This window comes from Arenibacter catalasegens, assembly GCF_002909235.1.
GTDB classification, from domain to species: Bacteria; Bacteroidota; Bacteroidia; order Flavobacteriales; family Flavobacteriaceae; genus Arenibacter; species Arenibacter catalasegens.
On record NZ_PHQQ01000032.1, the window covers coordinates 20,671 to 42,219 of the forward strand.

A 21,549-nucleotide genomic window follows, 5' to 3' on the forward strand; every position below is an offset into this window, starting at 1 on the left:
ATCAATCCAAATCGATTGGCTTGGTGCTTGTTTTTTGAGATATCACAAATAGGGTAGAGGTTTGCAGATTGGCAAACCTAGTTTAGAGTTTGAATGGTTTTTTCCATTTTATATGTTGTTAAAACTTCACATATCTATTCGGTGTAAGACTATTGCCAAACCTGAATTATTTTCTAAACTTTTGTTGATGGTAGTATTGCCATCAACACTTAATTTTTCTATCATAACTTGGCCTTCTTCTAAACTTTTTGCATCCTGAAAGTAGATTATGGCTTCATAATTTGCAGATGCTTCGAGAAAATCCAATGGAATAATAACTTCTCTTTTTTCATTGGCCGTTAAGGATCCTATATACCAGCTTGTCCCGCTTCTACGTGCTACAGTGGCATATTCACCTATAATCCCTTCCAATACCCTGGTTTCATCCCAAACCACTGGCAGTTGATCATAAAATTGAAAACCAACGTCCTCTTTTAATATTTTTTCATTATCCCCGGCTCCACCAACTTTGTGTGGCGAACCCTCTGGTCTATCATACCAATATAGAAACTGCCAAGGGCTGTAGAGCATTATAGATTTGGCCATTTGGGCCGTTTTACCTCCCATTTTTTCGGATACTCGTGAGGCTAGATAGCAATTGGTATTGTCAGCTGCCCCAGCCAACATTCGTGTAAAAAGTGTCGTTATGCTTTGTGAAATGCTGGGACTTTCTTCATCTCCTCTTATTCCTTCTTGAGTCATTAAATTAGGGTACGTTCTAGAATACCCGGTTGGACGGTATTCATCATGTATATCTACCATTAATTTATGATCAGCTGCCTTTCTTACCGCATCATGCAGCCAGGATGTCCAGTCTTGGGGGCCTACATTTACAAAACCATATTTTACTCCTTTTATTCCCCAGGATTGATACAATGGTAAAATTTCATCCAATTGTTTTTCCATTGCCCTTCGGTTAACGTATAATATGATTCCAATACCTCTTTCTTTACCATAGGCAATAACCTTGTGCAGGTCTAATGGGCCCGGAGATCTATTTGGGTCTACTGTTATCGTAGAGGCATCTGCACTGTCTTCATATTCATGTCCGTACCAACCGGCATCAAATTCTACATATTGTAAATTGTGTTTTACAGCGAAATCCACACAGGCCAGACCACCTTTAGTGGTTAGCGTAACCTCTCTTATAACCTTGCCTGGTTGGATCCATGATAAATCCTCCAATTTGTTGGGTTCATTTAGATTTTCTACAAAAAAGTTGTTTTCCAGCAATTGCCCTGGACTATTTCCAACCATAACATAGCGCCATGGGGAAACATAACCGGCCTTCTCAAGGCTTACCTCCCCATCCAAGTCAATTAGTAATGTATTGGCCTTTGTCGGGTCTTTTTTAAATTTGGCTCTGGCGTAATTAACCAATCCCGCTTCGCCCAAAGCCATATAAGTTGAATCGGTCTTCTTCAAAACCAATGGCCGTTCTAATGCAGCATCAATCTTACTAATATTTGTTTCCGAATAGCTTCCTTGGGCATTTGTACTGACCCAAGCCAAGTGATCACTCTCAAAACTAAAGGAAGTAGTTTCTTCGCTCAAAATAAATTGCTTAAAATTTTCGGCATTAAATTGATACCTAAAAGCAATACCTTCGTCATAAACCCTGCACATTATCCTTATCTCTTTTCCAGCACCCATGTTGCCTATTAATGGAATAACAACTTGATTATAGATGTCATTAACTTCTTCCCGTTCCCCATAAGCCGGACTCCACACATTGTTTTCTGAGGTATATTCTGCCTTCCCTATAATATAAGCCTTACCAAAGACGGCAGTGTCTTTGAGGATGCTATCCAATCCAATCCTAAGCTGAAATTCTTTGTTTTTAGTTAAGTTGAGGTATACATCCTGGCCTTCCTTTGCGATATTTAGGGATAAGATACCAGATGGACTTTTAACAGTTATAACATCCCTCTGTTTTGTCTTGCAGGATATAAAGTTCATGGCGATGACCAGCATTATTACATATCGAGTATTTTTTCCCATTTCGCTTTTTGTCAATAGTTGTACATTGCAAATGAAAGCTAATATAATTTGAAACCCAACTCAAAACAGTGACATTCTTAGCACGGCCGGACTTTACAACTTCATTTAATCGTAATTCCCTATTTATTAGGTAGTATTATTTTGCTGAATATTCAGGCTTGGGCAGGGCTGAAATCAACAATTATTTTCGAGAAAACCCAAAAGGAGGGAGCATGGTTGGTTACTTCTGATTGAATCCAGGTATAAATTTTTATCAATGAAATAATATTGGTCTAATAATAAAACAAATATCGATGCCATTAACCATGACCCGTCAATTACCTTTTTTAAGACAGATTCTCAGCAACCCGGAAAACCTTGTATGGGGTTTTGGTTGAGTTATGGACTAGGAAGCTCCAATAAAACCTCCCAGAGTTTTGCGTTCTACTTTCGGATGGCAGCGGAAATCCGGCCCTGCAACCTTTAATTTTTAGGCTTTGGGGAGCGGTTTTTTGCCTTCATTACACCAAGGGGTTTAGGTTAGACAAGGTACAGGCCTATGATATTTACAATTTAACAGTCTTGTAAATATTACTTGATGAATATGGGGAAAGTGTGGGGGAAAATCATAAGTTAAATAAAAAACCCTTGATAATCATTAGATTAATAAGAGTATTCTTGCTCGAGGCGACAATTGCCTGTCGGCGAGTCCCATTCGAACATGTTGATAAGAAAGGACTTGTCCTTGCAGGACTACTCTTTTTGTTCCTTGCATTTTTACTCAAATAAATTTGGCAAAATTGAAGGCACAAAAAAACCAAAGCTTTCACTTTGGTCTTTCTTCATTTGTACTCGAGGCGGGACTTGAACCCGCACGGACTAATGTCCATTGGATTTTAAGTCCAACTACTATTGGTCTCTTTTGGCTCTATGTGGTCTCATAATCAATTGTTTATAAGTTATTTATAATTTTCAGAAATCATAAAAATACGAGCAAAACCGCAATTTGTTGTACCTATGTTGTACCAATTTTGTATCTTTAAGTAGTTGAACAACTATTATGGCATCAAGTGTAAAAGTAACTTTACGTAAAAAACCAAACAAACAAGGACTCTATCCTCTTGCGGTCCGAATTACCAAAGATAGGCGAACTTCATATCTCTACACAGGTCAGTTTATCGATTTAAAACATTGGGATGCTACAGAGCGAATTGTAAAGAAATCATATCCTAATGCCGTCCGGCTTAACAATCTCTTGCTTGCTAAGCTATCAGAGGCTAATACGAAATTATTGGAACTTCAAACAACTAAGGACGATATTTCGTCAAAACAAATAAAGAATGAAATCAGCGCCCCTTTAAATAAAACCACCTTCAAAGATTTGTCAGAGGGCTATCTTCAAGAAATCAAAGGAAATGGGAAATTAACCCGATATGCCTCGGATAAAGTGCGTGTAGACCATGTGGCACGTTTTGCTAAAAATAGTTATTTAACCTTTAAAGAAATAGACGAGGCCTTTCTGAGGAATTTTATGAGTTATTTGAAAGTCAGTAAAAAGCTGTCACAAAGAAGCATTGTAAATAACCTTGTAGTCATTCGAACACTTTTTAATAGAGCAATCAAACAAGGGATTGTTGAACGAAAGTATTATCCTTTTGGCGCAGATAAAATCCGCATCAAGTTTCCTGAAACAGAAAAAGTTGGTTTAACGATAGAAGAAATTAAGGAGATAGAAGGGCTGGAAAATTTAAGTAAACAAGAAAGCCATGCTCGAAATGTCTGGTTGTTTAATTTTTATATGGCAGGTATGCGGATAAGTGATGTGCTGCAGATTAGATGGAGCGACATTTATGATGATCGCTTGCACTATCGTATGAACAAGAATGATAAATTACTATCCCTCAAATTGCCTGAGAAGCTTTTACCTATTTTGAATCAGTATGACAAAGGTAAAGCTAGCGAAAAGGATTTTATCTTTCCGGAAATGAAGAAAGCGAAGACAGAAAATCTACAGGACGTTTTTGCCAAAACAAAGACAGCGACAAAAAAGTTCAATAAATATTTGACATTAATTGCAGAGAAGGCGAAGATTGACAAGAAGCTAACGATGCATATTGCCCGGCATAGTTTCGGGAACATAGCAGGAGATAAGATTCCGATTCAGATGCTTCAAAAATTGTATCGTCATTCTTCCATTACGACAACAATAAATTATCAAGCTAATTTTATGCATAGAGAAACGGATGATGCCTTGGAAAAAGTGGTAAACTTTTAACTTTAAAACTTCACATTTTATAAAAAATTTCTTTGTATTGTTTTCAATTTTAAAAGTCTAAATAAACGTGGGATTAAGTACTATAAGTTCATTTAAGAGATATAGGTATTTTAGCCCCCAATAAGTTTTGGAGTGATATTTAATTTAGATGCTTAAAGCAAATCCTTAAGTTATCAATAACGGCATTTGAAGTACCATAGTAAAAGCTATCATCACTTCCAGATTTAATAATAAACTGAATTGCCAGAAATTCATTATCTCGGATATATAAATTATTCAAATTAATATGAAAGTTTTGGAATTGTGCCTGAGGGTCTGAATACATTTCATAGAAATCGTTTTCAGTAATTTGTCCATCATCAAATCTTTTTAGCTCTGAGTTACTTTCTTTATTGTATTTAGAAATCGCAATTATAAGTGTGTCTTTTGCTTGGTCAATGTCTGATCCAGAGAATTTGTACCGTCCATTTAAACTTATGAGCGTGTTGGAAAATTTGCTTATATCTAGCCTTATATACCCATTATTCATATTTCCTTTATAGGTTCTAAACAACGCATAAGAAATTCCCTGGGCATCAGGAAGGTTATATTCGTAAAGAAAACCTAACCCATCATTTTTTCTATATTCTTCATTTTTAGATGATTCATTCCAGTGATCAATTATCTTAATAAACGAGATTGAATTATTAATATTATTTTCAATTGTACTCTTAGTATGATTAGGTTTAGTACTTTGTGCTAAAGCTCTATTAACAAAGATTAACAATGCCATTAGCGCTATCAACCAAGTATATATTCTTTCGTTTTGTTTATGTTTAATGCTACCTATTTTCTCCATGGCATTTCAAATAGTATTTTTATTATTTCGATATATGTTGGGGTTAAACTTTTCCATATAGATTTCAGGTTTTGGTAACTTTGTAAATCCGAATTTTTCATAAAGCCATTCCGCTGTACTTGTCAATAAAATCCAGCGTCTTAAATCTTGTAAATCATTATGCTCAATAATTATTTCCATAAGCCATTTACTCAATCCGAGTCCACGATATTCCTTCAAAATAAAAATATCTCCCAAATATGCTATAGTTGAAAAATCAGAAATTACCCTTGCATATCCAATTTGTTTTTGCTCAAAATAAACTCCGAAATTGAGTGAATTATGAATAGATTTTATAACCTTTTCATAAGTGATTCCTTTGCTCCAATCTGATTCATTTGTCAAAAAATCATGAATCAATAAAATATCCAACTTTTTCTTGTTGGTTGAAATTAGATACTCATTTTTATGTTTTTCAATAATTTTCATGTGGTACCATATTATCTATTAATGCCCTTTGTCCATAACCAAAAATGTGCTTTCCATTTTTAACTATTATTCCGGTCAAAGCTCCTAAGTGATATCCATGTTCCAAACATTAATACATTTCCTTTTCATATTGTCTTTTGGGTTGAAGCACTAAAAACCTTTATTGTTTTTAACCTTTGTCATCTGATTTTTATAAGTAGCTGTAGTATACATTTTTATTGCATTGTCATTCAAATCTTCACTGTAAAAACCGTTTGATTTTAGAATCCTAATAATATCCCTTTCTTCTATATTTCCAGTCGCCTCAATTCTTAAAACATTATCAATATCTTCTATGTCTACAGACCACTTGATAATACTCGGGTGTTGGTTGAAAATAGGTTTGATAATTTTTACTTTTTTCTTGGACTTAATATTAGTTTTAAGAATTAGAATATTTATACTCTCAGCAGCCATAAATTTTTGTTTTTTCTAAACATGATGAAATTGGACTAATTGCTCAATATGTTTACTCTTAATCAAGAGCCATGTCATAAATAAAATTTCACCGTATGAAGTATAGTCCGAGAGTGTTGGAACCTCCAAATTTGGATAGACAAAAAGAAATATGGAATCTAAAACATAGCCAATTCCAGCCACTACTAACATAATTCCTAAAAATTTTGAAACAGGTGTACCTAATTTAAAAATTAACGCACCTAAAGGAAATAGCCAAAGTCCCCAGAATATTACAGAGATATGTGAGCCGTGATTGTAAATTGATGAAAAAAGATTAGTTAGATTTTGGCTTTCTTCAACCGAGAAACTATTCATGCCGTTAATGACTATCATAGCAAATTGATTATTTTCATTTAACGCAGATATGCCTGCACCAAATAGCATTAATATCATCATGGATAAAGCCATAGTTTTGTTGATACCCGATAATAATCTATATAGATATATTACCAGTAGAACACTAACTATGTTCATAATAAGCATGCTAACTATTCCAATTCGAAACAAAAATGGATTATTATTAATATTTGTTATTGTTTTTGCTATATCCCCTTCAACCTTTATTTGAGGCAGGGCATACATAAGACTAAACAGTCCTGTTATGGCGAGAATTAAGTAAAACAGTCCTGCAAATAATGCATTTTTGTGGGTCTTTCTGTATTTGATGGTTTTCATTTTTTCTATTTTTTGTATGTGAATATTTCTTGTAATGGTTTACCAAAAATTTCTGCTATTTTAAATGCTAACTCTAAAGAGGGCGAATATTTCCCTTTTTCTATTGACATTATTGTTTGTCTTGTGACACCCACCTTATCCGCTAACTCTTCCTGAGTCATCTCATTGTTGAGAAACCGTAATGTCCTTATGGTATTTGATATGTTGCTATCCTTCATTTTAAATGCCTTTTCTAGTGTAATAAAATTCAGATATATTCTGAACTATGAAGGCTGCAAGTACGGAAAAGTAGAGTAGCTTAAACATGGTTGAAATTGATATCCCCAGAACAAGTAGCCCCATCGTTATTACAAAACCCAACATAAAAGTGTTGCTAAAATTTTTAGTAGCCCTAAGTTTTATTAGTTCACCAAATTCATCTGTAAGAAATTTTTCTTCTTTCTTTCGGGTAAAAGCTGAATTAAGTATACTGTATAAAACATATAATATTATTCTAGCAAGAATCATAATCGGTATTAATAGTACTATAGAGGCTCCCCAAAAAGGTAATTCTCCCATAGATATCACCTTGTCACTATAAACATTCAGTAAAATGGCGTAATAACTAAAAAAGGTTATGATATCGATGATCAAAAATGCTATAGGTCGTTTTTCTTGTGTTGTCATTATATTCTATATTAAGTTAAATAAATTTAACACAAAGTTAAAAATATTATACACAATGTAAAAGATTTTTAACATAATTTTCACAAAAGGATAGTTTACAGGCTGATTTTACTGAAATTATTGATTGAAATCACAATTTTCCCTCTTGTCCTTTTTGTGGCCAAATGGCGAAAAGCATCTTTTATGTCAATGAAAGGGTAAGTTTTATCAATAACAGGTTTAATATTTCCATTTTCAATTAACGTTTTAATCCAATGTAAATCTTCAGGGTCTATATTTGTATTAAGAATTTTAATGTTCTTTCCTTTTCTATCATATTTCTTAAAGTTATAGTATAATGAACTGAACATTTTTGTATAAGATTCAAATCCAATAACAACACAAATACCACCTTCTGCCAACAGCCCCTTCGTTTCTTTTACTGATAAATTGCCTACTATATCAAGAATTAAGTCATATTTTTCTTTATTTTCTTTGAGTTCATCTTCAGTATAATCAAGCACAAAATCTGCACCACAGGATTTTACTAAATTTATGTTTTTTGAACTGCAAACAGCAGTAACTTTCATGTCGAAATATTTTGCCATTTGTATTGCGAAACTACCAACCCCTCCTGATGCACCGTTGATCAGTACTTTTTGTCCAATTTTTATTGAACCCTTATCCAACCCCTGTAGTGCTGTGATAGCCGCAAGTGGTACTGCTGATGCTTCCTGATAGTTGATATTTGAAGGTTTTATACAAGCCCTGGTTTCTTCAATACAAGTATATTCAGCAAATCCTCCGGCTTTTGTTCTGCCAAAGATTTTGTCTCCTTTCCTAAAGGACCTGATTTCTGAGCCTATTTGAGTCACTACTCCAGAAATATCTGCTCCTAAATAAGGGTTTTTAGGTTGAAATAATCCATTCGCCAATCGCAAGGGAAATAAAGTGGCACGCAAATAATGCAGATCCATAGGGTTAAGTGAAACTGATTGTACTTGTACCAATATTTCATTAGGTCTAGGTTTTGGTATAGGAATATCTTCGACTTGAAGCACTTCTGGTCCTCCATAGATTTTGTAGGATAAAATTTTCATTGACGTTTTAATTTATTTCCTTTGGCCATTTGTATGCAGTAGTAAAAGCAATCAGCAACAGCGTTATTTCAACTGTTCCGAATAACCAATAATATAGATCCCATGAGTCAGGCGTTCCAATTATCATCGTCAACAGCATAATAAAAATAAATAAAACGGCACATATCATATTTATGATACGATTAATATCAGCTTTGAGATAAACAGAGAAAAATGGCATTAAGGAACATATTATCATCATTGCTGAAGTACCTACTAAATTGTACGGCGTAACCTTGCCAATTCCTGCCATTTTACCATCAATTATGTCCGGCACGATATTCGGAACATAAAGCCCCATAAAATCTCCATAAACAAAGCAGAACATTACAGATGTCCAGATACCTGCAAGTTTTATTTTAACATCCATTTTGTGATCATTTAGTTTCATTTCCTTCGGACAAATTCTTGATACTATTAAATTCTTCTATTAAAAACTTTCCTGCCATTCTGTTCACCATTCCTGATGGCATTCCTTTACCTGGATCGAACTGAGCCACATATATTGCCTCTGTATTTTTATTATCCACTGAAACAAATTCCCACTTCCCTCTGATAATGGGCATACGAACCAATTTATTACTTGCTAGTTTTGGACATTCCTCCCAAGCTTCTTTCCAGCGGATTCCATTAATACCATTATCCGTTTGTTGGTAATATATATATCGTTCGCACATTTCTCGATCTTTTATCGGCCACGGCATTTTAGAAATAGAATAGGTGAGCAGACCAGTTGGAGTATCTTCTAAGATTTCTATTACTGGATCCCTTTTTTCATAGTTTGAATTCTGAATGATTTTGTCTTTTACCCAATAAAGTGGGGTATCTGACACTGATTTTATGATTCCAACTACTTTAAATTCCTTTATATCCGTACCATTGGTTTCTCGAGAATAAAGTTTACACCCAGATTTATCTTCTTTAACTAACTCCCAGTCTTTTGGAGTTGTAGTTAATGTGTTTGCTTTTTTTGAGGAAGTGCAGGAGTGAAGCACAAAAGAAGCTGTTAACAAAAGGAATACTATTGGTTTTTGAAGTTGTTTTATCTTATTCATCATTTTTAGTTTTCGTTTATTAATGAAACACTCATCTTTAAATTATTGAAATCTTCAGGCAGCCTTGATTTTACCATCATATTTATCATCCATTTTGGCATGCTCCCACCTGGATCAAATTGTAATGTTTGTGAAGCTTCACATTTGCTAGAATTTATCTGTTTAAAATTCCAATCACCAATATCAATTGGCATACGAATTACTTTTTCTCTTGGTTCAAAACCTATCGCATTAGTATGCTGCCACTTCATTCCCATTTCCGTTTTTGCTTCATTTTCATATAATTCATAGTGTACCACTACATCCCTGTCTCTAAATATTAAAGGTCCTTTCATATATGAATAAAGAATAAATGATTTCTCCTTTTGTTGAATAATCTTGAAGTATCCGTAAGATTTTCCCTTTTTTGATTGGTAGAACTTGGGGTTTGTTATCATATCTATAGCGGCATTTTGTGCTTCTTTGATAGATGTATTAATCGTTGCGCTTATTTTGAATTCAAATGCCTTAGAACCTGATACATTTTTTTTGTACAGTTTCCAGTCCTCTCTATTATTTTCTTTAATGAGTTCCCATTCCGGGTCAACCTTGGTTTGTACTTGTGCTATTATAGGAAAGCCATTGCCCAAGCCAAATAGTAGAATAAATGTAAATGCGTGCCATGTAAATGTCCTTTTCTTCATCGTGCAAATTTTTAAAAACTAATGAGATGCAAAAATCTACAGAAGAATGAGAGCAGGGTTGCCTCTAAGGTCTTATTTCTTGTCTAAGAAGTTTAGTTTGTATTGAGAAGGAGAAACGCCATATTTTTTTTGGAAACATTTACTTAAATGTGAAGGATTCGTAAATCCCGCGTCGTAAGCTATTTGGCTAATTGATAAGTCCATAGTCATCAGTCGCTTGGCAACTTCTTCGGTTCTTTTATCAATTATGTACAAACCCGGAGTGGCATTGAATATCTCCTTAAAAGTTTTTTTAAAAGAAGTAAGGCTCATTCCTGTCAATTGGGATAAGTCTGCTACTGACAAAGGTTCAAACAGGTGTGCTTCGATGATTTCTTTGAATGAAAATTCCCTTTCCGAAAATAAACTCCTTACCATTTTAAGGATGTCCGAAGAACTCTCTGTTTGAAGCAGTAGAGTGATGAGTTCTTTGAACTTTAGAATTAGTAGTTCATCAGTTATAGCAGCTTGGTTTTCGAATAAATGCTCTATTCCACTAATATAGTTTTCAATGAGTTTGTTGGTGGCCATTTGTACGACATACTTTGATACAGGGCTATTTATCTCTTCCCATTTTTTTGGTTTCTTGTCAGAGAAAGCAATCTTTAAATTTTCAGGTAAAAAGTGAACGATTATGGAAACTATCTTCCCTGGCTGTTGGTTTGCCAACATACTTCCCAAAGTGATTCCACATAAAGACATTATTACATTTCCCCGAGTAGCAACAATATTTGATGCCTTATCTATATATTGATTCTCTCCTTCCAAAATGTAACAAAAGCAGGCGGCCGCGGGTATTGGAAGTTTTTCATCAATAGGAGTATTGAAGTCTAATAAGGAAAATAGAGGATTGCCAAATAAGTCTATAGAATTGTGATTATTTATCATCTAAATCTTTTAATTGCGGATAAAGTAGGAGAACGATCATATATCTATTATATGGGCGTTACCAAGATACTACTTTTAAAACCGATATTCTTGGTCCTGTAAAGCAGCCGCGATACAAGATAGTTATTCAAGTGCAAAAAAAATCCCCAGAGTGTTCATTTCTGGGCCATTTCAATATTCCCATTAACTACCTTTTTATACGACACTTAGAGTTCGTTTATACGACCGTATTATTAAACTTTCATTTTTCTTGGTTAATAACTCCTAGTAAGTTCATTTTTCCGGTATAGTTTTCTAGTTTAATTTTAGATGTATAATTATACCATTATGTTATTTGGCTACGTAAGGGTAAGTACTAAACCCCAAAATCCTAATTTACAAATTGATGCTCTCTTAAAAGAGGGGGTTTCTGAGAAAAATATCTATCGGGATGTTTCTTCTGGGGCGAAAGCTGAACGTCATGATTTGGATTTGATGATTTCGAAACTTCGAGAAGGAGATACAGTCATTGTTTGGAAGCTGGACCGTATTGCCAGAAGTATTTCACATCTATTGAAATTAGTGGACCAGTTTGAAAAACTTGGTGTAAGATTTAAAAGTATCAATGACCCGTTTATTGACACTACTTCTGCCCATGGTAAGTTTATCATTACGCTTTTTGGAGCTGTGGCCCAATTGGAACGTGATATTATTATCGAACGCACAACTGCCGGTCTTAAAAGTGCCCGGCGCAGAGGAATACAACTTGGTCGTAAAAAAGGAATAGGAAAAGAAGCTAAACAAAAGGCTATGTTAGCATCTTCTTACTACAAAGAAAATAAATTGCCTATTACAGACATTATGAAATTAGTAGGGATAAAGTCAAAACCTACTCTATATAAATATTTGGCAATCCAAGGAAGAAGAAATTGCAAAGAATGTAAAGTTATCTTTTGGGATGAGACCCAAGATTTAGAGAATGCATTTTGTCAGAAACATCTTGAACCTAAAAATAATTTTGTTGGAAAATAGAAAGCCTAAATACCAAGCCGTAATTGAAAGCATTTACTACATATTTGTTGTTGTTGTTTTATTCTTTAGTTTTGCTGATGGGTTGAGTAGTTCTATTGATTTTATAAACTTACCCATAGCAATTTGGGGTACTGTTGTTATAATTATTTTGTTCTTATTCCTCTTTTATTTCCCTAAATTCAAATGGAAAACAAGTGAGGGAACAATTATTACCGTCACTAAATTTCAAAAGACACCTTATCTTTTTCTTGCTGCTTGCGTCATTGGATTATGGATTCCTATTGGCATTAATAATATTAATCAAAAAAAGACTACCAACCTTAATTTGACTAAAATTGAATTCAATCCCATTTTCCAAGATAACGATACGACCTCTTTTAATGTGTTAATATTAGATTTTGAAGATTTTAGAAAAAAACAGACCAATTGTATAGGAAGATCAATTCAGGAAAATCTAAATAACATATCAGCAAATAGTGATTTAAGTCTTTTCCTTAATAATCAATATGTTGACAGTATAAAAAACCCTAGAAGTAGGAAAGATGCGGAAAAAATTCAAAAAAATCATAATGCAGATTTAATAATTTATGGTTTAGCCAAAGACGTGACGAATGATTGTACAGGTGCTGAGCTTGTATTTAGATATAACATTTCGGACAATGTGATTTCTAAGTTAGGGTCTGTAATAAGCGCCAGATCATATAAACATGATTCGAACTATGGCTATGCCAATACCCTTGAAATTGAACAAGACTCACTTAAAATTAATTCGATAACCTTGAAAAAATGGGTGAAAGCGTTGGTAAATGTTAAAGCTGAAAATCCAAATATGGCATTTTTAGAGTTAGATGAAATTTTAAAAAATTCTGAGAACTATATTCAGCTTAAAAGTGACACCCTAAAAGGGGACAAATATATAGTAATTGCTGAAAAGAAAAATAAATCAAACCGATTCATCGCTATTGGACAAACTTATTTTGATTTAATGCAATATGAAAAGGCATTAATAGTCTATGACTCCGCTATTTCTTTGTTTCCTTATGAAAAAGCATTTTATCAAAATCGAGGAGCGATTTATAGTGAATTAGGGGAATATAATAGGAGCTTAAAAGATTTTGACAAATACATTTCCTTGAGTCCTACAGAAGCACATGGTTACTATAACAAAGGAAACACAAATCGTCTTATAAAGCAGTACTTAGAGGCCATAAACAATTTTAATCAAGCTATTTTATTGAACCCAAATGATATTGCTTTCTACGAATATAGGGGCATTGCATTTAACGCAATTGGGGAATATAACAATGCAATAGACGATTTCAACACTATTATTTCTCTAAACCCTAACTTTTCTGGAGCGTATGATGGTCGAGGGTCATCATATTACTCATTGCGACAGTATGAAAGAAGTATTGAAGATTTTAAAAAAGCAATTGAATTAAATCCAAATTCAACCAGCGCAATAAATAACTTAGGTGCGACCTATGGTTATTTAAAAAAATTCGTCGAGGCAATTAGAATTTTTGATAAATCAATAGCTTTAGATTCGACTTATGCGAGTTCCTATTATAACAGAGCGATAGTATATAGCGAATTGACTAAATATCGAAAGGCAATTGAAGATTACAATAAGGCAATTGCATTTGAACCAAGCGATTCATATGCATATAATAATAGAGGCTACTGTCTTTTAAAGTTAAATAAGCCATCAGAAGCTATTCTTGACATCAATAAATCGCTTTCGCTAGACAAGAATAATAGCTGGGCATATAGAAATTTAGCGTGCTACAATATTCTAAAATCACAAAATGATTTGGCCCTTAAAAATCTTGAAAAAGCAATATCCCTGGGATATGATGATTTTAATTGGATGAATACAGAAGAAATTTTAAATCCTATTCGTCTTAAACCAGAATTTCAGAATTTATTAAAATTAGTATCCGAAAGTAAATTAAGTTCAAATAGAGGTTGAAAAAACACACTATATCGAAATTTTTACAAGTTTAAATAAAGTAGAATATGTCATCCGAATCAATAGAAGAGTTCTGTTTCCCGGTAATTGGTTATCATCTTGCAAATAGTAAGGCTATTGCTGATAATTTATTTGGCACAGCCTCTTACATCAATAATAACATCTTTATAACAGCAGCGCACAGTATTCTCAATGCACATGAATCAGAAATTATGGGTATAGCCATTCGAAATAGTTTTCAAACTAAAAGTGGATATACCTATCACCGCTTCGAAGAGTTTGAACTTTTTGAAGATTTAGATATCGGAATTCTTAAGTTGAAAGGGAGCAATAAAATTGCTAAGGCTAAAAAATGGTCTTTAAAAAATCCCATAATATTGGAAGACGTTTACTCCTATGGCTTTCCATTTGGATTAAATGCATTAGAGAAAGAATTAATTGTAAGAGGACTTAAGGGTTATGTTGTTACTTCAAGAAAGTTTCATGAATTCAAAAAGACACCTAGAATCCATGAATTATCGTTTCATTGTCCAAAAGGGATATCAGGTGCGAGTCTTCATAATTCAAGGACACATTACATTCAAGGATTTATAATTGGGAACGCTTCAACAGAAATGATGATCTTCGAAGAAAAGGAAGTTGATGAAAAAGAAAATAAAATATCAGTCTTTCAGAAATATGAAACGACAAAATATGGTATTGCAATTTTAGTTGACAACTTATTGGACCTACACTCCGAAATTTTAGGAAAAACTTTTAGAGATTATTTGAATGGTGAAAATTTGCTTGTTTAATATAACGAAGATTAGGGTCAATTTACAATTATGCTAGCCATTCAATTAGATTTAAAAGTTTAAATAAAGGATATGTTAGAAGATGGTTTTAGGTCGCATAGATATAGCGATATATTGGGCAACTTAAGTGAGAATGGTTTTCTGACCGCTGAGGATGTTGGCAAGCTGCTAAAAGAATTTACAACCACCCAAAAAATTACTTTTGATTGCATAAGCGATGAAAAGGCCCAAATCGTGTCGGAAGCATTAATTGATAACTATCAACGATCAAAGTCTAATTAAACGATTGGATTCATACGAGCTCAGATGATGTGCGCAAGTCTAAAAAAATAGAGAGATAAATGAAACTTCTAATTGCTCTTGCCCTATTTTTGTTCACTTTTTCGGTAACGGGGCAAAATTTTGATACTGAATTTAAGTATACTGATTCCATTAATAAAGGCATCTCGATACAGAATAGTTATCCAAAAGGTGGAGATATATACACAGATCCTAATGGTAAAGAATATGTTTTTGCCGTATTTTGGACTTGTATAACTAATGAGACTGAATCTGACATGGAAATAACTATAAATTTTCCAATTGATTCATTCACGGTTCATTCTTCACCGGACGTAAATTTTAATTTTTATCTACCAAAGGAAAAAATGACCATTGAAAAAGATCACTTGTTCGGTTACGGATTAGATTTAAAATCATTTTTAGATAAAAACATAGATAAACCGTCTGAATTGCAAGTTACAATTAGTCCGAAAGACTCCTATTCTTTTTATGTAGTTGCACTTTCCAATAGAGGAGTTAATGGCGTGGTACGGGCGGGATTTGAACTACAAAAACAAGAACTACTTTATAAAATTAATAACTATGAAATTAATTCTGGTCGAATTATAACAAAAAAATAGTGAGGAGGCTTGCGCACAACAGTATCCTATGGAAAGCCATAGTCCAGTTCTCTAAAGTTCAAATAAAGGATTAAAATATGCTTTGGGTATCGTAGATGCAAAGCATTCAGTTGTTCGCTTTCCAGAATATTAAGGAGATTGTGCGTAAAACAAGCTCAATATGGTCGATTCCAATATACAAAACAAACCCCAAATCCTTTCTCAAATTCAATCTAAGTCCCTAGAAATAGGTTTCACTATGCCATCTGATGAATTGGTAGGGGCGCTGCTTAAAACACTGGTAGGTTCTAAACCCAATGCAAACATTCTGGAATTGGGTACAGGTGTTGGCCTATCATTATCATGGATGGCTGATGGAATGTGTGAGAACTCGTTCCTTACAACAATTGACAATGATCCTGACCTACAAGAAATTGCTAAAGGTTTTTTTGGCGACGATTCTAGGATTGCTATCATTTGCGAAGATGGTAGCAAATGGATCAAAAATTACAAGGGAGAAAAATTTGATTTGGTTTTTGCGGATGCATGGCCAGGGAAGTACAGTGATTTGGATGAAATTTTGGATTTAATAAAGCCCGGGGGATTTTATATAATTGATGATATGACTAGACAACCCAACTGGCCTGATGGACATGATGAGTTTGCCAATCAATTAACCACCAAATTGGAGACTCGAAATGATTTTAATATGACCAAACTGAATTGGTCAACAGGAATAATAGTTATGACTAAGAAGTTGAACAACTAGAAGTTCAATAAATCTATAGTTTGAACCTTACTTAATTTTAATTATTATGTCCAAATATATCTTATTTGGACATTTTTTATTAATTTAGTTGTAAATTATTTCAGATATGAATGTTAGTTTCACTAAAAAACAGGAAGAATACATAAACGAGCAAGTTGCTTCAGGCGAGTATCAGAATAATAGCGAAGTGATACGAGATGCCTTAAGGTTGCATGGTATTTATAGAGAAAAGGTTATTCAGGATCTAAGGAAGGAAATTGAAAAAGGATGGGATGGCCCAGACAGTAATTTGTCAATGAGCCAAATAATAGCATCCAAGAAGAGTTCATGAAATACCCATATTTTCTTTCTGAAGAAACTAAAGCCGATATAGATGAAATCTATGAATTCGGTGAAGGTAAGTTCGGACAGGACCAAGCCATCAAATATTTAATAGGACTTGAAGAGCACTTTGATAAGTTGAGTGCTAATTATCATATAGGTCGGACACGGAATGACATCAAAAAAGGTTTATATAGTCTGCCTTATATTTCACATATTATCTTTTACCGAATTTTAAAAGACAGAATAAGAATTGTCAGAGTTTTATATGGAGGAAGAGATCTTATTAAATTTCTAGACTAAAGTTCAAATAAAGGATTGAATACTGAATATTCCAGGTATGAACTGAGAATAAAAACAGCAATTTATAAATTGGGCCTATTATTAACCACTACTTGCACTGGACAATCTGTTGACAACTTTATTAGTACTTAGTCAATTTTCATTTTTTTGATCCCTTTTTTCGAATATTTTTATGGCTTACCAAACCACCCCATGACCGACAATATTAGGCGTTTATTCGAGCAAATGGATGTCCCTACCAGGGAAGTAGCATTGGCCTGCCTTAAGAAAGAGTTCAATGTCAAACACGGGAAATTGGTCAAGAACGAATGGATTATAGGTGGTAGAATTCCCGAAGCCTTCCAAGAAAGAACCGTGAAATTGTTTCAGAACCTAATAATGAAACAGGCAACTCCAATAGATAGATAAATTTCTATAAAGGGTACGAAAACCTAATATCAACTCTGGATTAAACCAGAGACTTTATTTTTCAAATCGAAAGCCATTATCGACACATTGTTTTTGCTACTAATAGAGTTCTACAACAATAAATTATATCTTTTTCGAAAAACCATCCTCACTCCATTCTTCACTATCTACACCATGATGAACGCAAGAGCCGTCGATGGCTCAACACGTTGTAAAAAATGCAACCCAGTTTGTTTGCCCATTGAAGTGTATGCCCATGCGACAAATTGCCAACATGATCTTGAAGAGCCGTATGAATCGAGAGGTTCACGTACGGTTCTGTGAGGAGGTTGAGTTGAAACTCCCCTTGCTTACTCGAATGGCAACAGTTCTTTAAAGGCCACCGTTTTCACTATTATAATAAAATTCTTTATGGAGTTAAGAAATTATTAATCCATTTAGTACACTTATAAATCTGGTTTTGGTATAATATTTAGATTAAGTTTAAAGAAGTTATTAGGGTCATATTTATATTTAACATCTTGCAGGCGCGAATAATTTGAACCAAATGAAGCAATTATTTTATCGCTATCATCATTATCAAGGTAATTACTATATGCACCACCAGAAGCAAAAGGTGTCATTTTATTATAAAATTCACGAGTCCAATTGATATTTTTTTCGTCATTCTCAGCCTCCATCCAACCTGACCATACCCCTAAAACATAAGAGGCGCTTCTTTGAGGGAATGCTGTAGCACTTTCTTCTACCCGGGTGATCGCACCTCCAAACGGTTCAAATCCAACAACGGAAAGTTCTCCTGGGATATGATTGGTGTTATTAACAAAAACATCTATTGCTTCGTCTGAAAGATGATCTATATAATGTGCTTTCCAGTAATATCGCATTCCTTTAGGAGCACCCTTATCAAAACTTGTTTGCAGTGCTATATAGGACATGGGCATTATTACCCGAAGAATTGGATTTCCAAAATTTTCAAGGGGTTCCAGAGCCGTTTTACCATCATCCAAACTACCTGCATAGCTTACCACAAGTGCGATTGCAATTTTTCCTTGAAGTGCCTCAGGGAACGGATCTGCGGGCGGAACTTTTACAACTAAAGCATAACCTGCAAGTTCTTCTGCGGCACTTGATGTGAACTCACTATAAAACTTAAGCACCTGTTTAGCATCTTCAATAGGATAAAATATCTGTGCAGTCATAATTTCCGGACCTAATTCATGTAGTTTGAACTCAAAAGATGTAACCACTCCAAAATTTCCTCCACCGCCGCGAAGTGCCCAAAATAGATCTGAATTTTCGGTTTCATTTGCAGATATTAAATCACCTTTAGCAGTAATTATTTCTACGGATAATAAATTATCAATAGTAAGGCCATGTTTACGCCCTAAATAGCCAATGCCTCCTCCCAAAGTCAGACCTGCTATTCCCGTTTTTGACACAATACCCACAGGGGTAGCCAAACCGAATTTTTGAGTTTCCTTATCTAGCTCACCAAGTGTAGCTCCCGATTCAACTCTGACTGTTCTTTTAACCGGATCAACAGCAACAGCATTCATTTGCGAAAGATTAATCATCAAGCCGTCATCGCAAACTGCCTTTCCTGCAACATTATGTCCCCCACCCTTGATAGAGACCAATAAATCATGGCTTTGAGCAAAATTCACGCACTTTTTTATATCTTCTGCATTTCTGCAATTTGCTATCATTACTGGTCGTTTGTCAACCATTCCATTCCAGACAGAACGGCCTTCATCATACCCTGGGTCGAAAGGCATAATTAATGGTTGACTTAAGGTTTGCGAAAATTCCTGAATTGTTATTTGATCTAACATGCGTTAAAATTTTAAATGAATATTTAGATAACTTCCTGTAAGCATGTGGTTCTTAAACTAATCTATATACCTGGCATAATAAATTGTTGCCAACGTCTACGGCTTTGCGTTGGTGGGATATTTGAAAAACGTCCAGCCCGGACTATCGCTGATTGAAAAACTCTACCCGAACTTAAGCACAAAGCTAAATTACTAACGTCATGCTGAACTACTGCTGATAGTAATTTTGGAGACGAGGACTCGCACGTCGCCCCCTGCTATTGCAAATACTTTTGTTGTAAGAATCTTGCCTGATTCCTCGTAGTTAAGTTTTAAACTATTAATGGTTGCGAATTTATCATTTGATGGTATTGCCTCTTGCGCTGTTTTGTTTGATGCAACAAAGATGATGCAGATGAATAAGATGTTCATAAATCTCTTATACATCGGTAAAAAATTTTTTACTTTTAAATCCTGTGGCCGTCATTATAATGAATTCCACCAGGCGGTATGTCATCCTGCTTGCAATGGGTGTTTCGAGAAGAAGCTTGCTAATCGTTCGGCAACAGCTTTTGGGTTCGTTTGCAGCATCGCATGAGTTGCATTAGGTACAATGAAATTTTCTGCATTTGGCAACCATGTTTGTATCGTCGCGAAAATTTCACGAAAATAGGGCCTGCTATCAGCTCCACTCATATTGATCACCGGCTGAGTGATATGGGTTGCATCCTGCGGCGTGAACATCCACGGTTGAAGTGCCGATACATCAGACTGAAAGAGCGTATCGGCATCCGCCACCCAGCGTTCAAAGTAGCCTGACGGCAACGTCTGTTCAAAGTCTGCACGGTAATCAGCACCGGCTACCTCCTGGCCGAAGCCGTCTATTGCGCCCACCTTATTACCCGACTCATACAGGGATCCTGCTTTTGCAGCCCCCGCACCGAACTCGGGAGAGTTAAAGAGCACTGATGGCAAGGCGGGCTCCAACAGGGCAAGTGAATATACGGAGTCTGGGGCATCCAGTGCGAATTGCAACAAAATAACACCGCCGTAGGACTGACCTACCACGTGCGCCCTTTCAATTCCCAAATGTTTCAAAACCGCTTTACAGTCTGCCGCCTGTTGTGAAATACTGACTGGGGCTTTGGGGCGTTCACTGTTTCCAAACCCCCGCCGATGATAGTGAATTAGACGATAACGGTTGGTGAGGGCAGGCTCTTCGAGCATCGCAAAGCATTCATCTCCCATACCACCATGTACAAACATGACGGGTTCTCCCGATCCAATATCCAGGATTTCCAGTTCCACACCATTGATTTCGGTAAGTTGCATTTTAGGTAAAATCATGATTTCTATTATTAGATGGGTGAGAAAAAATTCTGCTTCATAGCAAACTTTTTAAGCACTGCAATTAAGAAGGTCTTTGTTCGGTTTGCTTACAACATATGAATGTCGTCATTGATCATATATTCTTTGTATAATTAATGTATCAAACACTCGATTTCCAAAAAAAAAAGATGTGTCTGCTAAATAGAGGTCAACTTCAGTTCAATTGGAATTGTAAATAAATATTATTCAATTTCTTAACAAGAATTAATAACAAATTATAACACTTCCGAATGTCGTAACCCTTTCCCCAATAATACGTGCTTTTGAGAGGAAACACTTATTATATATTCTCACATTGCCAAAGACAACTGTGCTTATTATCCCTTTAAAATTCAGTGCTTAAACAACTGCAAGAGAATGAGGGAATTATTTATATTCCCCTTTAAGAGGAATTAAAACGGGGGGGATATTTTTTATGCTTGAAAAATATCTTAGGTCTTAAAACCCAAGCAACAAAATGTAGAATTAATTGTTGTAATCTAAAAGTAAGACTATTTTTTAAACCTTTTATAAAAATTAGGATTATTTTTTGTTGAACGTAAATAACAGCATCCACTATTAAGCAGAAAATACCATTAACCAAACTCACCTTCCATATATTGCAATGGCCGTGTGATTTCAACCCTGCTGGAATGCTCTTTATGGCTATAGACATCTTTGTTAAC

At 34.7% G+C, this 21,549-nt stretch carries 24 protein-coding genes; 10 read left to right on the forward strand and 14 right to left on the reverse strand.

Going from position 1 to position 21,549, the window contains the following annotated elements; all coding sequences use genetic code 11:
* Positions 1-126: 126 nt before the first annotated feature.
* Positions 127-2,040, reverse strand: a complete 1,914-nt coding sequence (locus CWD90_RS20130) for a glycoside hydrolase family 97 protein (protein ID WP_103477859.1) — start codon at positions 2,038-2,040, stop codon at positions 127-129.
* A gap of 1,039 nt (positions 2,041-3,079) precedes the next feature.
* On the opposite strand from CWD90_RS20130, the gene CWD90_RS20140 reads away from it, so the two are divergent.
* Complete coding sequence (locus CWD90_RS20140) at positions 3,080-4,294, forward strand: site-specific integrase (protein ID WP_103477860.1); 1,215 nt, start codon at positions 3,080-3,082, stop codon at positions 4,292-4,294.
* 139 nt (positions 4,295-4,433) lie between these two features.
* Here CWD90_RS20140 and CWD90_RS20145 read toward each other — a convergent pair whose 3' ends face one another.
* From CWD90_RS20145 to CWD90_RS20195, 11 genes are all read right to left on the reverse strand, one after another.
* Positions 4,434-5,132 carry a hypothetical protein gene (locus CWD90_RS20145; RefSeq protein WP_103477861.1) on the reverse strand — a complete coding sequence of 233 codons (699 nt, stop codon included), beginning with the start codon at positions 5,130-5,132 and terminating at the stop codon, positions 4,434-4,436.
* 6 nt (positions 5,133-5,138) lie between these two features.
* The gene (locus CWD90_RS20150) at positions 5,139-5,600 is read right to left on the reverse strand and encodes a GNAT family N-acetyltransferase (protein WP_103477862.1); all 462 of its coding nucleotides are present in this window, start codon (positions 5,598-5,600) and stop codon (positions 5,139-5,141) included.
* 150 nt (positions 5,601-5,750) lie between these two features.
* A complete protein-coding gene (locus CWD90_RS20155) occupies positions 5,751-6,056 on the reverse strand; it encodes a hypothetical protein (protein ID WP_103477863.1) in 306 nt (101 codons plus the stop codon).
* Between the two features lie 15 nt (positions 6,057-6,071).
* On the reverse strand, positions 6,072-6,773 hold the full coding sequence (locus CWD90_RS20160; protein ID WP_103477864.1) for a DUF4386 domain-containing protein: 702 nt from the start codon (positions 6,771-6,773) through the stop codon (positions 6,072-6,074).
* A gap of 5 nt (positions 6,774-6,778) precedes the next feature.
* Positions 6,779-6,991, reverse strand: a complete 213-nt coding sequence (locus tag CWD90_RS20165; RefSeq protein WP_103477865.1) for a helix-turn-helix transcriptional regulator — start codon at positions 6,989-6,991, stop codon at positions 6,779-6,781.
* A gap of 1 nt (position 6,992) precedes the next feature.
* On the reverse strand, positions 6,993-7,439 hold the full coding sequence (locus tag CWD90_RS20170; RefSeq protein WP_103477866.1) for a hypothetical protein: 447 nt from the start codon (positions 7,437-7,439) through the stop codon (positions 6,993-6,995).
* A gap of 95 nt (positions 7,440-7,534) precedes the next feature.
* Complete coding sequence (locus tag CWD90_RS20175; protein ID WP_103477867.1) at positions 7,535-8,518, reverse strand: NAD(P)-dependent alcohol dehydrogenase; 984 nt, start codon at positions 8,516-8,518, stop codon at positions 7,535-7,537.
* 7 nt (positions 8,519-8,525) lie between these two features.
* Positions 8,526-8,927, reverse strand: a complete 402-nt coding sequence (locus CWD90_RS20180; protein WP_157941284.1) for a hypothetical protein — start codon at positions 8,925-8,927, stop codon at positions 8,526-8,528.
* A 7-nt stretch (positions 8,928-8,934) separates the two neighbouring features.
* Entirely contained in the window at positions 8,935-9,615 is a 681-nt protein-coding gene (locus tag CWD90_RS20185; RefSeq protein WP_103477869.1) for an SRPBCC family protein, read from the reverse strand.
* A 2-nt stretch (positions 9,616-9,617) separates the two neighbouring features.
* Positions 9,618-10,295, reverse strand: coding sequence for an SRPBCC family protein (locus CWD90_RS20190; protein WP_103477870.1), 678 nt, complete (start codon positions 10,293-10,295; stop codon positions 9,618-9,620).
* A gap of 72 nt (positions 10,296-10,367) precedes the next feature.
* A complete protein-coding gene (locus CWD90_RS20195; RefSeq protein ID WP_103477871.1) occupies positions 10,368-11,222 on the reverse strand; it encodes an AraC family transcriptional regulator in 855 nt (284 codons plus the stop codon).
* 309 nt (positions 11,223-11,531) lie between these two features.
* On the opposite strand from CWD90_RS20195, the gene CWD90_RS20200 reads away from it, so the two are divergent.
* The 9 genes from CWD90_RS20200 (at position 11,532) to CWD90_RS20240 (ending at position 17,681) form a co-directional block, all read left to right on the forward strand.
* Positions 11,532-12,233: a recombinase family protein gene (locus tag CWD90_RS20200; RefSeq protein WP_205161283.1), complete on the forward strand. Its 702-nt coding sequence runs from the start codon at positions 11,532-11,534 to the stop codon at positions 12,231-12,233.
* Positions 12,223-14,205 carry a tetratricopeptide repeat protein gene (locus tag CWD90_RS20205; protein ID WP_192878049.1) on the forward strand — a complete coding sequence of 661 codons (1,983 nt, stop codon included), beginning with the start codon at positions 12,223-12,225 and terminating at the stop codon, positions 14,203-14,205. The genes CWD90_RS20200 and CWD90_RS20205 overlap by 11 nt, the downstream gene beginning before the upstream one ends.
* 47 nt (positions 14,206-14,252) lie before the next feature.
* Positions 14,253-14,999 carry a trypsin-like peptidase domain-containing protein gene (locus CWD90_RS20210; RefSeq protein ID WP_103477873.1) on the forward strand — a complete coding sequence of 249 codons (747 nt, stop codon included), beginning with the start codon at positions 14,253-14,255 and terminating at the stop codon, positions 14,997-14,999.
* Positions 15,000-15,071: 72 nt separating this feature from the next.
* The gene (locus CWD90_RS20215; protein ID WP_103477874.1) at positions 15,072-15,281 is read left to right on the forward strand and encodes a hypothetical protein; all 210 of its coding nucleotides are present in this window, start codon (positions 15,072-15,074) and stop codon (positions 15,279-15,281) included.
* 59 nt (positions 15,282-15,340) lie between these two features.
* Positions 15,341-15,901, forward strand: a complete 561-nt coding sequence (locus CWD90_RS20220) for a hypothetical protein (protein ID WP_103477875.1) — start codon at positions 15,341-15,343, stop codon at positions 15,899-15,901.
* 160 nt (positions 15,902-16,061) lie between these two features.
* On the forward strand, positions 16,062-16,649 hold the full coding sequence (locus CWD90_RS20225) for an O-methyltransferase (RefSeq protein ID WP_103477876.1): 588 nt from the start codon (positions 16,062-16,064) through the stop codon (positions 16,647-16,649).
* A 106-nt stretch (positions 16,650-16,755) separates the two neighbouring features.
* Positions 16,756-16,980: a type II toxin-antitoxin system ParD family antitoxin gene (locus tag CWD90_RS20230; RefSeq protein ID WP_103477877.1), complete on the forward strand. Its 225-nt coding sequence runs from the start codon at positions 16,756-16,758 to the stop codon at positions 16,978-16,980.
* Positions 16,977-17,273: a type II toxin-antitoxin system RelE/ParE family toxin gene (locus tag CWD90_RS20235; RefSeq protein ID WP_103477878.1), complete on the forward strand. Its 297-nt coding sequence runs from the start codon at positions 16,977-16,979 to the stop codon at positions 17,271-17,273. Before CWD90_RS20230 ends, CWD90_RS20235 begins: the two co-directional genes overlap by 4 nt.
* Before the next feature lie 192 nt (positions 17,274-17,465).
* Entirely contained in the window at positions 17,466-17,681 is a 216-nt protein-coding gene (locus CWD90_RS20240; RefSeq protein WP_103477879.1) for a hypothetical protein, read from the forward strand.
* A gap of 446 nt (positions 17,682-18,127) precedes the next feature.
* Here CWD90_RS20240 and CWD90_RS20245 read toward each other — a convergent pair whose 3' ends face one another.
* Both CWD90_RS20245 and CWD90_RS20255 read right to left on the reverse strand, forming a co-directional pair.
* Complete coding sequence (locus CWD90_RS20245; RefSeq protein WP_103477880.1) at positions 18,128-19,516, reverse strand: FAD-binding oxidoreductase; 1,389 nt, start codon at positions 19,514-19,516, stop codon at positions 18,128-18,130.
* Between the two features lie 492 nt (positions 19,517-20,008).
* Positions 20,009-20,842 (reverse strand): alpha/beta fold hydrolase, encoded by an 834-nt coding sequence (locus tag CWD90_RS20255; RefSeq protein WP_103477882.1) that lies wholly within the window; start codon positions 20,840-20,842, stop codon positions 20,009-20,011.
* Positions 20,843-21,549: the final 707 nt, after the last annotated feature.

Excerpts from the sequence above, each read along its gene's own strand:
- CWD90_RS20130 (WP_103477859.1), bottom strand. The coding sequence starts at position 2,040 with ATGGGAAAAAATACTCGATATGTAATAATGCTGGTCATCGCCATGAAC.
- CWD90_RS20140 (WP_103477860.1), top strand. The coding sequence starts at position 3,080 with ATGGCATCAAGTGTAAAAGTAACTTTACGTAAAAAACCAAACAAACAA.
- CWD90_RS20145 (WP_103477861.1), bottom strand. The coding sequence starts at position 5,132 with ATGGAGAAAATAGGTAGCATTAAACATAAACAAAACGAAAGAATATAT.
- CWD90_RS20150 (WP_103477862.1), bottom strand. The coding sequence starts at position 5,600 with ATGAAAATTATTGAAAAACATAAAAATGAGTATCTAATTTCAACCAAC.
- CWD90_RS20155 (WP_103477863.1), bottom strand. The coding sequence starts at position 6,056 with ATGGCTGCTGAGAGTATAAATATTCTAATTCTTAAAACTAATATTAAG.
- CWD90_RS20160 (WP_103477864.1), bottom strand. The coding sequence starts at position 6,773 with ATGAAAACCATCAAATACAGAAAGACCCACAAAAATGCATTATTTGCA.
- CWD90_RS20165 (WP_103477865.1), bottom strand. The coding sequence starts at position 6,991 with ATGAAGGATAGCAACATATCAAATACCATAAGGACATTACGGTTTCTC.
- CWD90_RS20170 (WP_103477866.1), bottom strand. The coding sequence starts at position 7,439 with ATGACAACACAAGAAAAACGACCTATAGCATTTTTGATCATCGATATC.
- CWD90_RS20175 (WP_103477867.1), bottom strand. The coding sequence starts at position 8,518 with ATGAAAATTTTATCCTACAAAATCTATGGAGGACCAGAAGTGCTTCAA.
- CWD90_RS20180 (WP_157941284.1), bottom strand. The coding sequence starts at position 8,927 with ATGGATGTTAAAATAAAACTTGCAGGTATCTGGACATCTGTAATGTTC.
- CWD90_RS20185 (WP_103477869.1), bottom strand. The coding sequence starts at position 9,615 with ATGATGAATAAGATAAAACAACTTCAAAAACCAATAGTATTCCTTTTG.
- CWD90_RS20190 (WP_103477870.1), bottom strand. The coding sequence starts at position 10,295 with ATGAAGAAAAGGACATTTACATGGCACGCATTTACATTTATTCTACTA.
- CWD90_RS20195 (WP_103477871.1), bottom strand. The coding sequence starts at position 11,222 with ATGATAAATAATCACAATTCTATAGACTTATTTGGCAATCCTCTATTT.
- CWD90_RS20200 (WP_205161283.1), top strand. The coding sequence starts at position 11,532 with ATGTATAATTATACCATTATGTTATTTGGCTACGTAAGGGTAAGTACT.
- CWD90_RS20210 (WP_103477873.1), top strand. The coding sequence starts at position 14,253 with ATGTCATCCGAATCAATAGAAGAGTTCTGTTTCCCGGTAATTGGTTAT.
- CWD90_RS20215 (WP_103477874.1), top strand. The coding sequence starts at position 15,072 with ATGTTAGAAGATGGTTTTAGGTCGCATAGATATAGCGATATATTGGGC.
- CWD90_RS20220 (WP_103477875.1), top strand. The coding sequence starts at position 15,341 with ATGAAACTTCTAATTGCTCTTGCCCTATTTTTGTTCACTTTTTCGGTA.
- CWD90_RS20225 (WP_103477876.1), top strand. The coding sequence starts at position 16,062 with ATGGTCGATTCCAATATACAAAACAAACCCCAAATCCTTTCTCAAATT.
- CWD90_RS20230 (WP_103477877.1), top strand. The coding sequence starts at position 16,756 with ATGAATGTTAGTTTCACTAAAAAACAGGAAGAATACATAAACGAGCAA.
- CWD90_RS20235 (WP_103477878.1), top strand. The coding sequence starts at position 16,977 with ATGAAATACCCATATTTTCTTTCTGAAGAAACTAAAGCCGATATAGAT.
- CWD90_RS20240 (WP_103477879.1), top strand. The coding sequence starts at position 17,466 with ATGACCGACAATATTAGGCGTTTATTCGAGCAAATGGATGTCCCTACC.
- CWD90_RS20245 (WP_103477880.1), bottom strand. The coding sequence starts at position 19,516 with ATGTTAGATCAAATAACAATTCAGGAATTTTCGCAAACCTTAAGTCAA.
- CWD90_RS20255 (WP_103477882.1), bottom strand. The coding sequence starts at position 20,842 with ATGATTTTACCTAAAATGCAACTTACCGAAATCAATGGTGTGGAACTG.